This is a genomic window from Gammaproteobacteria bacterium (assembly GCA_016200485.1).
In the GTDB taxonomy this organism is placed as follows: domain Bacteria; phylum Pseudomonadota; class Gammaproteobacteria; order Tenderiales; family Tenderiaceae; genus JACQEP01.
The window spans coordinates 73,549-87,074 of sequence record JACQEP010000004.1 but is presented as its reverse complement, the minus strand read 5'-3'; the positions used below and the strand labels follow the sequence as shown (position 1 = coordinate 87,074).

Annotated in this window: 14 protein-coding genes; all 14 read left to right on the top strand. The window is 46.4% G+C overall.

The annotated features are described in order from the left end of the window. Positions 1-15: 15 nt before the first annotated feature. The 14 genes from fliF to HY272_00925 all read left to right on the top strand — a co-directional run bounded on the left by fliF (position 16) and on the right by HY272_00925 (position 13,522). Positions 16-1,608 carry a flagellar M-ring protein FliF gene (fliF, locus tag HY272_00990; GenBank protein ID MBI3771271.1) on the top strand — a complete coding sequence of 531 codons (1,593 nt, stop codon included), beginning with the start codon at positions 16-18 and terminating at the stop codon, positions 1,606-1,608. Further along, positions 1,601-2,614, top strand: coding sequence for a flagellar motor switch protein FliG (gene fliG / locus HY272_00985; GenBank protein ID MBI3771270.1), 1,014 nt, complete (start codon positions 1,601-1,603; stop codon positions 2,612-2,614). The genes fliF and fliG overlap by 8 nt, the downstream gene beginning before the upstream one ends. Beyond that, positions 2,607-3,266 (top strand): flagellar assembly protein FliH, encoded by a 660-nt coding sequence (locus HY272_00980; protein MBI3771269.1) that lies wholly within the window; start codon positions 2,607-2,609, stop codon positions 3,264-3,266. Before fliG ends, HY272_00980 begins: the two co-directional genes overlap by 8 nt. Next, a complete protein-coding gene (gene fliI / locus HY272_00975; GenBank protein ID MBI3771268.1) occupies positions 3,247-4,626 on the top strand; it encodes a flagellar protein export ATPase FliI in 1,380 nt (459 codons plus the stop codon). The genes HY272_00980 and fliI overlap by 20 nt, the downstream gene beginning before the upstream one ends. 21 nt (positions 4,627-4,647) lie before the next feature. Further along, positions 4,648-5,091, top strand: a complete 444-nt coding sequence (gene fliJ, locus HY272_00970) for a flagellar export protein FliJ (GenBank protein ID MBI3771267.1) — start codon at positions 4,648-4,650, stop codon at positions 5,089-5,091. Between the two features lie 226 nt (positions 5,092-5,317). Continuing rightward, a complete protein-coding gene (locus HY272_00965) occupies positions 5,318-5,620 on the top strand; it encodes an STAS domain-containing protein (protein MBI3771266.1) in 303 nt (100 codons plus the stop codon). Between the two features lie 47 nt (positions 5,621-5,667). Continuing rightward, entirely contained in the window at positions 5,668-6,030 is a 363-nt protein-coding gene (locus tag HY272_00960) for a response regulator (protein MBI3771265.1), read from the top strand. A gap of 15 nt (positions 6,031-6,045) precedes the next feature. Beyond that, on the top strand, positions 6,046-8,181 hold the full coding sequence (locus HY272_00955; protein ID MBI3771264.1) for a chemotaxis protein CheA: 2,136 nt from the start codon (positions 6,046-6,048) through the stop codon (positions 8,179-8,181). A 26-nt stretch (positions 8,182-8,207) separates the two neighbouring features. Next, positions 8,208-8,732 carry a chemotaxis protein CheW gene (locus HY272_00950; GenBank protein ID MBI3771263.1) on the top strand — a complete coding sequence of 175 codons (525 nt, stop codon included), beginning with the start codon at positions 8,208-8,210 and terminating at the stop codon, positions 8,730-8,732. 63 nt (positions 8,733-8,795) lie between these two features. After that, the gene (locus tag HY272_00945; protein ID MBI3771262.1) at positions 8,796-9,626 is read left to right on the top strand and encodes a protein-glutamate O-methyltransferase; all 831 of its coding nucleotides are present in this window, start codon (positions 8,796-8,798) and stop codon (positions 9,624-9,626) included. Further along, entirely contained in the window at positions 9,623-10,273 is a 651-nt protein-coding gene (gene cheD, locus HY272_00940) for a chemoreceptor glutamine deamidase CheD (GenBank protein ID MBI3771261.1), read from the top strand. The genes HY272_00945 and cheD overlap by 4 nt, the downstream gene beginning before the upstream one ends. A 15-nt stretch (positions 10,274-10,288) precedes the next feature. Beyond that, the gene (locus HY272_00935; protein ID MBI3771260.1) at positions 10,289-11,368 is read left to right on the top strand and encodes a chemotaxis response regulator protein-glutamate methylesterase; all 1,080 of its coding nucleotides are present in this window, start codon (positions 10,289-10,291) and stop codon (positions 11,366-11,368) included. A gap of 86 nt (positions 11,369-11,454) precedes the next feature. Continuing rightward, positions 11,455-12,771 carry a flagellar hook-length control protein FliK gene (locus tag HY272_00930; protein ID MBI3771259.1) on the top strand — a complete coding sequence of 439 codons (1,317 nt, stop codon included), beginning with the start codon at positions 11,455-11,457 and terminating at the stop codon, positions 12,769-12,771. 223 nt (positions 12,772-12,994) lie between these two features. Then, positions 12,995-13,522 carry a flagellar basal body-associated FliL family protein gene (locus HY272_00925; GenBank protein ID MBI3771258.1) on the top strand — a complete coding sequence of 176 codons (528 nt, stop codon included), beginning with the start codon at positions 12,995-12,997 and terminating at the stop codon, positions 13,520-13,522. Positions 13,523-13,526: the final 4 nt, after the last annotated feature.

Sequence of the window (13,526 nt, the reverse complement as noted above, 5' to 3'; positions counted from 1 at the left end):
TAGGAATGGAATCGAATGGAGATATTAAAACCAGAATCAGTGACCGAGCCAGTCAAAGGGTTTGATAGGCTTACCCTGGTTCGGCAGGTCGGGCTCTTGGTGGGGTTCGCGGCATTGATCGCCGTGGCGGTATCGATTGCTTTGTGGGCGCAGAAACCTACTTACAGAATGTTATATGGCAATCTTGCCGATCAAGAGGTGCTCGAAATATCCAAAGCGCTGGATCAGGCCAATATTCCCTATGAGATTAATAAAAACACGGGCGCCATTATGGTAGACGCTTCCATGGTGCATGAGGCCAGGCTCAAGCTGGCGGGCGTCGGCTTGCCAAAATCAAGTGGTACTGGCTATGAGTTGCTGGATAAGGATCAGGGCTTTGGGGCGAGCCAAATGGCTGAAACTGCACGTTATCAGCGGGCATTGGAAGGAGAGTTGGCGCGTACAATTTCATCAATTAATAGCATACGGAGCGCGCGCGTTCATTTGGCATTGCCAAAGCAAAGTGCATTTGTAAGAGATAAAAAGAAGGCCACGGCTTCGGTCGTTGTCACCCTGAATCAGGGGCGGCAAATGAGTCAGGAGCAGGCTTCTTCCATTGTACATTTGGTGGCATCCAGTGTGCCAAATCTTGATTCTGAAAGTGTTACTGTGGTTGATCAGATGGGTAGGCTTTTGAGCTCGCCTGCTGTTAACAATGACATCAGATATTCGGCATCACAGTTTGAATATCGAAAAAATATTGAAGAATATTACGTTAAGCGCATTGAATCGATATTGGCACCGATTGTAGGCGCCGATAAGGTACGTGCGCAGGTGACTGCTGAACTTGATTATTCAGTTACGGAACAGACTCAGGAGAATTACAATCCTGATTTACCGGCTGTTCGTAGTGAACAGAGCATAGAAGAAGAAAGCAAAGGCGGCGCAGGTGGGCCGGCTGGGGTTCCTGGCACGCTTTCCAATCAACCGCCAGCGGGAGGTACCGTGCAGCCTAATGCAGCGAGTCAAACTGCGACCCAAGAATCCCCGCAAAACTCGAGTCGACGTTTGGTGCGTAATTATGAGCTGGATAGAACTATCTCTCATACGCGGATGCCCTCGGGGACCGTGCGCCGCCTATCTGTCGCTGTTGTGCTGGATCAAAATAGTGGTTCAGGTGGCAAAAAGATGACAGAGGCGGAAATTACACGTTTGACATCCTTTGTTAAAGAAGCTGTGGGTTTTGATTCGCAGCGGGGTGATAGCGTCAATGTCATTAGTGCTGAATTCCAGACTGTCGCTGAACCTGAGGCACCGGTAGCCGAGCCGTTGTTCGATTCTGGAATGCTGCTTGATATAGGAAAACAGGTGGCAGGCGTTGGTCTGATAATATTCATTGTGATTTTCGTGATAAAGCCCATCTTGAAGGCCTTGGCAGAGAAAGGGAAGCATAAAGGAATGGCCGGCGACGACATGGGTAGAATGGCCACCCTGGATAATTCAGGGGCTCTACTGGCTGCACAGCGCAAAAGCTATGATGAACAGTTAGCCACTGCGAAATCGCTGGCAACACAAGATCCGCGACGTGTGGCGCAGGTTGTTAAACAGTGGGTAGAAAAAGATGCCTAATCCTGACAGAAAGGCTGATCAGCTAAGTGGCTCCGAGCGCGCAGCAATTCTTCTAATGAGCTTAGGGGAGGCCGATGCCGCTGAAATATTAAAGCATATGGGGCCGAAGGAGGTCCAACGTGTGGGCACTGCGATGTCAACGATTAGTAATGTACCCAAGGAAGTTGTATTTGAGGTGCTAACAACTTTTGTGGGTGAGCTTGATAATCAAGCATCGCTGGGGGGATCTGAAGAATATATTCGTAATATTCTTGTCAGCGCGTTGGGTCAGGATAAGGCCGGGCAGGTCATCGATCGCATCTTATTTGGTCATTCATCCAAGGGCTTGGAAGCATTGAAATGGATGGAACCAAAATCAGTCGCCGAATTGATCAGGCGCGAGCATCCACAAATTATTGCTATTGTACTGTCATATCTTGAGCCAGATCATGCAGCCGAAATTTTATCTCTTTTGCCGGAGCGAACACGTTCTGACGTGATCATGAGAATCGCATCTCTGGATGGTATTCAACCTGCTGCACTAAATGAACTTGATAATATCTTGGAGAAACAGTTCTCGGGCAATAATAATGTTCAAACATCGAATGTCGGTGGTAAGAAGACGGCGGCCAATATTCTTAACTTCATGGATACTAATATTGAAGGTGAGATCATGGAGGAAATCAAGGAAGCCGACCCTGACTTGGGACAGGGAATAGAAGATTTGATGTTTGTGTTTGATAACATCGCTGAAATCGATGACAGAGGTGTTCAGCTGCTGTTGAGAGAAATTTCATCCGAAACTCTGATCATGGCGCTCAAGGCAGCCGATGAGGCAGTCAAGGAAAAAATATTTAAAAATATGTCGAAGCGCGCTGGCGAAATGTTGCGTGACGACCTTGAGGCCAAGGGGCCAGTACGACTCAGTGATGCCGAGGCGGCACAGAAAGAAATCCTGGCTATTGCGCGTCGCATGATGGAAGCAGGTGAGCTCTCATTGGGTGGTAAGGGTGAAGAGTTTGTCTAATATTATCAAGAGCAATGATGTGAATGAGCCAAAAAAATGGGAGCGGCCTGAATTTTTTTCTGATGTAGAACATAGCTCCGGAATTCTTTCCGAGCATGTAGTTAGAAACAAGAATATTGTTTCTGATGACGAATTGAAAAGGATTTATGAGCAGGCACGGCAAGAGGGTTATGCTCATGGAACCGCCGATGGACTGGAGCAAGGGAGAAAACAGGCTGATAAAGAAAGGCGAACAATACTAAATATAATCGATCATTTTATAAATCCTCTTAAAGAGGTTGATGACAAGTTGGAAGAAGAGATAGTTAATCTTTCTATTGCGATTGCCAGGCAAATTATAAGAAGAGAATTTAAGACTGACCCGAAGCATATTGTCGGCGTTGTACGCGAGGCCATAGCAAGTTTGCCACCGATGTATTCAAAGGTGTCCATATATTTAAATCCTGCGGATGCGGAGATCGTCAGGGAAATATATGCCATTGGCAAGCAAGATGCACGAATTGAACTGCATGATGATCTTTCTGTTGAGAGAGGTGGATGCAGGGTGGAGACTGAGGAGTCTCTTATCGATGCCAGCATTGAAAACCGGATAGCTACGATTGCGGCTGAGTTATTAGGCGGTGAGCGGGAACATGACGCACGAAACACCTGAATATTATCTATCCAAGCAGAACGTACATAATAGACTTTCGCAAAGAAAGACGAGACTTGATACTGCGATTCCTATTCAGATATGTGGGAAGTTAACCAGGATGGTTGGCTTGACTCTGGAAGCGGTTGGAATTCGGGCGGTTATTGGTGGTAGATGTCTTATTTCTTCTTCTCTTGGCCTTCCTATCGAAGCGGAGGTTGTTGGCTTTTCCGGGGGAAAGACCTATTTGATGCCTGTGGGGGACATTAGAGGCCTGGTGCCTAATGCCTCGGTTTATCCTGTAAGTACTATTAGTGATGCTCCTGCGGGCCCAGAACTGCTGGGCCGTGTTCTGGATGGTACTGGCAAGCCTTTGGATGGTAAAGGGCCGCTCAAGACCTCGGCTCGTGTTTCATTGAATCCAAAAATGATTAATCCTCTTGACAGAAAACCCATTGAGCACCACTTGGATGTGGGGGTGCGTGCCATCAATGCTTTATATACTGTTGGACGTGGGCAGCGCATGGGGTTGTTCGCAGGAAGTGGTGTGGGTAAAAGTGTGCTGCTTGGCATGATGACAAGATTTACCAATGCTGATGTGATTGTGGTGGGACTCATTGGTGAGCGTGGCCGCGAAGTGAAAGAGTTCATTGAAAGGATTCTAGGCGAGGAAGGTATGTCGCGGGCGGTTGTGGTAGCGACTCCCGCGGATATGCCACCGCTGATGCGATTACATGGTGCATCGCTGGCCGCAAGTATTGCTGAATATTTTCGGGATCAGGGCAAAAATGTTCTTCTCCTTATGGACTCATTGACGCGCTATGCGCAGGCTCAACGCGAGATTGCGCTGGCGATTGGAGAACCACCTGCGACCAAGGGATATCCGCCTTCTGTTTTCTTCAAGTTACCACAGCTTGTGGAACGCGCAGGAAATAGTCGTGACGGAGTTGGATCGATAACGGCCTTCTATACGGTATTAACCGAGGGCGATGATGGTCAAGATCCTATTGCAGATGCGGCGCGCGCTATTCTGGATGGGCATATTGTGTTGTCGAGACGACTGGCCGATATGGGGCATTATCCTGCTATTGAAATTGAGGGTTCGATCAGCCGAGTTATGAATGAGATCGTGAGTCAGGATGATCAAATGATGGCCAGAAAGTTCAGGCAAATATATTCTACCTATGAACAGAATAGAGATCTAATCAGTATTGGCGCCTATGCCAAGGGTAGCGATAAACGGACCGATGAAGCCATTGCTTTGCATCCAAGCATGACGAGATTTCTGCAGCAGGGGATTGATGAGCGAGTGACCCACGAAGAATCATGTGCCGCACTCAGGACTCTATTTGCGAATGATCAATTGCCAGTTCAAAGATAATTCCCGGTCATAAAGTTGGACATGAAAAAATCAAAGAGATTTACGCCAATCGTCGATCTTGCACATGATGCTGAAAGAAAGGCGGCGGAATCTCTGGGCGCATCTTTGAAAAAATACGAGCAGGCTATCAACAGGCTGAGTGATCTGAAGCAATATCACAACGAATACGTGCGTCAATTTAGTCTGGTGGGAAAAACCGGTATGCCCAGTGCCAAGGCGGTTGATTATCGCCTCTTTTTGGAAAAATTAAAGCAGGCCATTGAACAGCAGGAGAAATCGATTGAACAGGCACTGCTCGATTTGGATCGTAGTAAAGCATTTTGGTTTTCGCAGAGGGGGCGATCCAAGGCGCTGGATAACGTACTGGCCAGGTATGTTGCTGACGAAAGAAAGATACAGGAGAAACGCGAACAAATTGAACAAGATGAGCGCAATAGTCGCGAGCCCGCAAATAAAACATCATAGGAACGTTTGAGGGCAGCCGCCTTAATTGATTTAATCCTTTCGTTGTTATCAAGTCTGTAGATTAGCTTTAAACCATTCTAACCCAATGTTTCCCAAAAATATTTCTTACATTATCTGCGGTTTTGAACGTTAAAGTCATTCAATAACCTGCCGTTAACCCATTAGAAGTGGTTCGGGTGGATATATTCAAGTTCAGGAATATCCCTATAAATAATAGAGGGATGATATGGATCATTTATCTAGCAACGATTCGCTTATGGTCATCGATTGTGGCGAATCGCTTGATGTCAGTGTAGTTATGGACTTCAGAGCGCTCATTCTTCAGGCGATGGTTTCTGATGGGGAGATTGTTCTGGATGCCACGCATCTAGAACGTATAGATGGCGCAGCCTTGCAATTGTTGACGGCGTTATTCAATGATGCAGACCAGGCAAAACACGCTATTCGATGGCAGTCGCCATCGCAGGCCCTCATTAATGCCGGAAAGTTATCAGGGCTTGGTGAAGTACTGCATTTAAACGCTGTTTAGGGATTGTTTACGGAATATAAAGATTATATGCAGGATAGGAGTCAGTTATGCCCACAATATTAGCCGTTGATGACTCTGCATCAATGCGACAAATGGTGTCGTTTACGTTGAAAGGAGCTGGCTACAGCGTTGTTGAGGCTGTTGATGGTCAAGATGCTCTGAGTAAGGCAAAGACGGCCAAGATTGATCTGGTGTTGACTGACGTCAACATGCCCAAGATGGATGGCATCGCTTTAATAAAGGCACTGCGTGTATTGCCGACTTTCAAGTTTACGCCAATTTTGATGCTGACTACTGAATCCGGGGCTGAAAAAAAGGTGGAAGGCAAGGCTGCGGGCGCTACAGGCTGGATAGTAAAACCTTTTAATCCAGATCAGTTGCTGGCCACTATTAAAAAGGTTATCAGGTAATACAAGGACCATGACATGAGCATCGACATCAGTCAATTTCTAGCCACCTTCTACGAAGAAAGTTTTGAAGGTCTCGATATCATGGAGTCTGAGCTGCTTAATCTTGATAGCAGTTCAGTGGATGATGAAACGATCAATAATATATTCAGGGCGGCTCACTCCATAAAAGGGGGAAGTGGTACCTTTGGGCTGAAAGAGGTTTCTAATTTTACACATGTACTTGAAACTCTTCTTGATGAAATGAGAAGCGGAAAGAGGAAGATTAGCCAGCCGGCGGTTGAGCTGATGTTGACATCGGTCGATGTCATTCGTGAAATGATGAAGTCGTTACAGTCTAAGCTGCCGCTGGATCAAGCCAGGATCAATATGGTTCATGCTAAATTAGAGGAAATGCTCAGTGGCGAGGAGCCGAAGAAGTCTCCAGAACAACAATCAGCGACATCAGAGGCGATAGCACCCATTATAAAGACGTCCAATATTGGCACGAGCTATAAAATAAAATTCACTCCAAAGTCACATCTTTTCAGAACTGGGAATGACCCCCTAAGAATATTGGCCGAACTTTCTGAGCTTGGTGATATGGAAGTAATTGCCAATCTCGACAAATTGCCGCACTTGGAAAAGCTAAATCCTGAAAATAGCTACCTTGCGTGGGAAATTATGCTTCATGGAGTAGTTGAAGAGTCGGCAATTAAAGACGTATTTTCATGGGTTGAGGATGATGCAGATATCACCATAGAAACAGTCAGTACCTCTTCTTCTAACGCGCAAGATAATGCATCAGCATTGACTGTGGATGTTATAAGTGAGTCCGTCACCCAACCCGAAGTAAAGGCAGCCTCAGGTGAGAGGGATAACGTTAATAGATCAAGTGTCGGTCAGGAAAATGCAGTATCCAAGACGGATCAATCTGCAGTGCGCCGCGCTGCACCATCAGACTCCGGGTCGATACGTGTTGGCATCGATAAAGTCGATGCGCTGATTGATATGGTTGGCGAGTTGGTCATTACCCAGTCGATGCTAAATCAAATTGGCGAAAAGTTTACTCTCGATAAGCTTCAAAAGCTGCAGGATGGTTTGGTCGAGCTTGAGAGGCATACCCGCGAGTTGCAAGAAAATGTGATGCGAATTCGTATGTTGCCCATTAGTTTCGCCTTTAACCGGTTTCCGAGGCTGGTGCACGATATTGGTAACCAGTTGGGGAAGAAAGTTGAGTTGAAACTTTCAGGTGAAAGCACAGAGTTGGATAAGACTGTGATGGAGAGGATCGGGGATCCTTTGGTACACCTTGTCCGTAATTCTCTTGATCATGGGATTGAGCTGCCTGAGAAGAGAAGGAAAATAGGAAAGCCAGAGACGGGCCATGTGCATTTAAATGCATTTCATCAAGGTGGAAATATCATTATAGAAATAACTGATGATGGTGCAGGGATTGATACAGACAAGATTCGTTGCAAAGCCATCGAGCGGGGAATTATTGGAGAAAACGATAACCTTAGCAAGGAGAAAACGCTGGAGCTGATCTTTGCGCCAGGTTTATCGACAGCTGAGCAGGTCAGCGATATTTCTGGTCGCGGTGTGGGCATGGACGTTGTCAGGAGAAATATTAACGAGCTTGGTGGAACCATTGAAATCATTTCTGAAATCGATGTCGGGACCACTTTTAGGGTCAGGTTGCCACTTACATTGGCTATTCTTGACGGACAACTGGTAAGGGTTGGAAGTGAAACGTTTATTGTGCCTCTGGTGTCAATCATTGAGTCACTGCAGGTAAAGGCAGAGCATGTGAAATCGATTGCCGGAGATGCCGAGTTATATCGTTTGCGTAACGAGTATATACCCGTTATCAGATTGCATAAGACATTTAACATAGAATCCGATAGTACCAAACTTGTTGGTGGATTACTTGTTGTTGTTGAAGGCGAAGGGCGATATGGCGGTATTTTTGTTGATGAATTGCTCGGTCAACAGCAGGTGGTTATCAAGAGTCTTGAGTCGAATTTCAAGAAAGTCGAAGGAATTTCAGGGGCAACTATTCTCGGTGATGGAACGGTGGCGCTAATCGTCGATACTCCTGGGCTGATTAAACTATCCAAGTTGAATCAGCATAGTTATTCTGAATTGAGCGAGCTTTCTTCGGCATTGGCATAGGATAAGCGTGTACAGGAGCAGATATTATGGAAGCTAGGCAAAGTATTGAATTGGATATTCTCAGTAGAAATACAGATACAGATCAATATCTGACATTTTTGCTGGCAGGTGAAGAGTATGGTATTGATATTCTCCGTGTGCAGGAAATCAAGGGATGGGATAACGTGACGCAAATCCCCAATACACCAAAATATATCAAAGGTGTGATCAATCTGCGAGGAACCATCGTCCCCATCGTTGACTTAAGACTGAGATTCCGGCTCGACCCAATAAGTTACGGCCAAACAACGGTTGTGATCGTCCTCAAAGTAGAGGGTGAAAAAGGAATGCGGACCATGGGAATAGTCGTTGATGCTGTTTCAGAGGTTTACAATATCAGCGATGATGGTATGAAGTCGGCGCCAGATTTCGGTCACGCTATTAGTACGGATTTCGTGCGCGGCCTGGCTACGGTGGACGATAAGATGATCATTGTCCTGAATATTGATAAATTACTCAATACAAGCGTATTGGAGCAAATTGATGAAGGTGTTGTCGCCTCGACTTTATAATACGAGGTTGAACGATTTGTGGGTAGGGATAACTATCATAAATGATGGCGAGAGTGGCCGCACATGGAAAAACAATATGTGCTTGACGATCATGAATTCGATCAGATAAGAAAGATCGTCTATGATCGCACAGGCATCAACCTTTCTGATGCGAAAAGGGAAATGGTCTATAGCCGTTTATCAAAACGGTTACGGCAGCTTGGGCTGGGTGGATTTCGTGAGTATTGTGCAATAATCCAAGAAGAAAGCAGTAATGAGCTTGGTGATTTCATTAATTCGATCACAACCAACCTGACCTCATTTTTTCGCGAGAAACATCATTTCGAATATCTCAAGCAGCAGTTAGTGCCCAGTATTGTGAAGGAAGGTCGCCCTGGAAATACCATTCGAATCTGGTCGGCGGGTTGCTCCACGGGTGAGGAGCCGTATAGTCTGGCAATTACCATGACAGAGACATTGCGAAGTTACCCAGGGTGGTCAGTAAAGATACTTGCCACTGATCTGGATACCGCAGTTCTGGCGAAGGGTCGAAGTGGGATCTATGGTGCCGAGCGAGTGAATGGTTTGTCTGAGCTTGTGGTGAAAAAATGGTTTAGCAGAGGATCTGGCGATAACGAGGGCATGGTGAGGGTAAAACCTGAGTTGCGGCAGATGATAATGTTTAAACAGCTAAATCTGATGGGTGAATGGCCTGTTAAACAGGATGTAGATATCATATTTTGCCGAAATGTGGTTATTTATTTTGATAAGCCAACCCAAACCAAATTATTCGATCGATTTGCGAATCATCTGAGGCCGCAAGGGTTTTTGTTTATAGGTCATTCAGAAAGCCTGTATAAGGTTTCGGATAGGTTTGATCTGTTGGGGCAAACAATATATCGGAAGATATCGTGAGCAGGACAGGAAAAATCAATCAATTTTCTGGATTGAGAGGTATTCCTGGGTTTGATCATATTAATAAATATTGGGATAAGTCATGCGATATGCCTGCGGCCAAGATATTGCCAGGTGAATATTATGTGACCGCCCTGGATGAGATCGTCGTGACCGTATTGGGGTCATGTATTTCCGCTTGTATCAGGGATGTGGTCTTTGGGATAGGTGGCATGAACCATTTCATGCTTCCAGTCAGTAGAGATGAAGTTAGTAGTCATCGCGGCCCTGCATTCAACACTACTTCAACCCGCTATGGTAACTTTGCCATGGAGGCGCTCATTAATAGCATTTTGAAGAATGGTGGATCAAAGGAGAACCTGGAGGTCAAGATATTTGGCGGGGGCAGAATCCTTGAACAGATGACCAATATCGGCGCCATGAATATCAGATTTGTGAAAGAGTTTATCAAATTAGAGCAATTAAAACTTGCGGCAGAAGACGTTGGCGATATATATCCCAGAAAAGTTTACTATTATCCTTTGTCAGGAAGGGTGAAGCTAAAAAAACTCAGGGCCGTGCATAACAATACGATTGTAGAAAGGGAAGTCAAGTATCTGGACGCACTGGAGCATGAAAAGATCGAGGGCGATATAGACCTGTTCTAATGTCAACGGATGGTTATGAATAGAATAAAAGTATTAATAGTCGATGATTCCGCGCTTATTAGAAAGCTGCTCTCGGAGTTAATTTCAAGCGACCCAGAATTGGAAGTAGTGGGTTGGGCGCAAGATCCTTATGTGGCCAGAGAGAAAATTAGAGAGTTGAATCCCGATGTGCTGACGCTTGATGTAGAAATGCCGCGCATGGATGGATTGACTTTTCTCAAAAATCTCATGCGATTACGTCCGATGCCAGTGGTGATGGTGTCGTCTCTGACGGAGGCTGGCGCGGATGTTACTTTGCAGGCATTAGAGTGTGGTGCAATTGATTTTGTTACCAAACCAAAAATCGATGTAGAGTCAGGTATTCGTGAATATCGCGATGATCTTGTGAATAAGATAAAGGTCGCGTCCAAGGTCAATATCAAGGCAAGACATAACGCACTTGCGACTTCACAAAATGTCCCGCCTAAATATTCTGCCGATGTGGTTCTCAATAAGGGGCGTTCCAAGCATTACAAGACTACCGATAAGCTGATTGCCATTGGCGCTTCTACGGGAGGTACCGAGGCGATTAAGGATGTGCTGATTGGATTGCCGCCGGATATGCCAGGCATTGTCATTACTCAACATATTCCCGAGGCATTTAGTGCGCCCTTCGCGGCACGAATGAACAAGTTATGTCAGCTGGAGGTCTCTGAAGCCCAGCATGACCAGCAGATATTGGCGGGACATGTGTACATCGCACCGGGTAACGCGCATTTATTGGTCGTCAAGAATGGGGCTCGTTATCGTTGTGAACTCAGCGATGGCCCTCCTGTAAATCGTCACCGTCCGTCGGTGGATGTGCTCTTTCGCTCCGTTGCGCAAAGTGCGGGACCCAATGCCGTTGGTATGATCCTTACAGGCATGGGGGATGATGGTGCGAGGGGACTCAAGGAGATGCTTGAAGCGGGAGCTAGGACCCTCGCCCAGGATGAAAAATCCAGCGTTGTTTGGGGAATGCCCGGTGAGGCCGTAAAACTTGGGGCGGCGGAGGAGATTTTGCCGTTGCACAAGATTTCACGGTGGTTGATCGACAAGGTGACGACGGAAGTTTAGTTTCTCGCTGAGCGATCGTTTCAGAGTTCTGGCACAAATATTGCTCATTATCTATAACTCCACTTCATTGAGCACCCGGATTACCGATGGAAAACTCAGCAACATCATCGCTAGTGACTTCGTCGCAGGTTATTAATCCTGCGCTTGCTTTTGGGCAGGGCACTAATCTATCAGAAAATCAACTAGTTATATCGGGTGAAGAGTTTGGGGATTTACTGCGGCAATTGTTGGGTGGGGTAGAGGAGCCTGCATCCGATGTGGCGGCAATGCAGCAACTATTGCCACAGGGCGGAGAGCCTTTGCCGCTATCGACCCTTGACTCATCGCTCTTGGCTAACGGTATGGCCGGCGGGGTGTCGCAAGATCAATCCCTGGAAATGCTGGTACAGCAATTTAAACAGCTCGGGCAACCCGTGCTGGAAGGGCAGCAGCCTTTGATTGAGGGGCAACAATCTACCTCGATCATTGTCTCGGGTACTCCGATTCTGCCGGGACCAGCGATAGACACACAATTATCTACCGGTGTGGAACGCACATTGCCACCGGCAATTCTGATGAAGTTGTCTGCTGGTGTTATCGGGGATGGTACTGGTACGCCACTGATTCCGTTAGAGGTGGCGGACACGGCCTTAGATTTACAGCCTACGCTGTTGCCAACACAGATATTGGCACATCTGAAAGCGAAGCAATCAGAGGTGTCTGATCAGGCGGATGTGACTCCGATAAAGTTGGAAAGTATTTCGCTACAGGAAAATACGGGAGTTTCTGACACATTAAGGGCTTCCATTGTGCCATTGATGGTCAGAACAAGCATGTCAGAGGGGATAGATAAGGGAATGGATTCTGATCTGGCAGCGTTGACTGGGCTTCATTCCTCGTCAAATGTGAGAGATCGTAGCGCAAACATCCTTAAATCAGTGGCTGAAACCACCACTAGCCCCATGAAGTCAAATTGGGCGACAGCGCTGGATATACCACTGGCAAGCCCACAATGGAAATCGGAGTTTGGTCAGCGCATCCTCATGATGACCAAGGAAGGGGTGCAGACAGCTGAGTTAAGACTTAATCCTGCGCATCTAGGGCCAATTGAGGTGCGGATAACACTTAACGATGACCAGGCAAGTATCAATTTCTCGGCAAATCACAGCTCAACCAGAGACGCGATCGAAAGCTCGATGCCAAGATTGCGTGAGTTGTTTCAGTCTAATGGCTTGATGCTTGCCGATGCCCAGGTATCTGGGCAATCTTCTCGCGATCCCCAGCAACGGCGTCAATCTGAACAGCGATCGATGAATGGTGGGACACTTGCACTCAATGATGAGGATATCAACGTGGGGATCGCTAGCCGCAGCTACTACCCGTCTGATCAAGGGTTGGCGCTGGCGGTTGATTTTTATGCGTGATTCCAAGGTCTGATTCCAGTCAGTCCAATTCTTTAATGCTGTTCCTGCCTTAACCCTTAATGCTGTCTAGCCTTTGACAGCGACCTCGTAAATTACTCATCAAAGCGTCAACATCCCGTCTCTCTTTTGATGTGAAATATGTAACCATCTGTATTTTATTAAAAAATAATACTGGTATAGACTTTGCATTGACTTTGTCAGTAAACACAAACTGGATGGATATATGGCTGAAAAAAAGACAGAAGCAAGTGAGAGCGAAGGCGCCGAGTCCGAAGCCCCAGGTAATAAAAAGAAAAAAATGATGCTGCTTTTGATCCTGGGCGGGTTGGGAGTCACCAGCATCGCAGGGACCGCGCTGTTTATGACTGGGGTTATCGGGCACAAGAAGGTTGAGGCGGAACAGCCTCAAGGGGCTGTAGCAAATGTTAAGAAGGTGCCCGTCTATTTTGCGTTTGATAAGCCGATTACTGTCAATTTTGAAACAGAAAGTGGGCTACGATTTTTACAGGTGGAGCTTGAGGTGATGACCTATGATCCACTCGTGCCGGATCAAATCAAAACGCATATGCCTGTTATTCGCAACGAATTGATCATGATTTTTAGTAGCCAAGACTATGGTGATCTGATTAGCCAAGAGGGCAAGGATAAAATTAGATCAACAGTGTTGAGTAAGCTACAGGCAATCATGACAGAGAAATCCGGCAAGCCGGGTATCGAAGAAGTCTATTTCACCAACTTTGTGATCCAATAAAAAT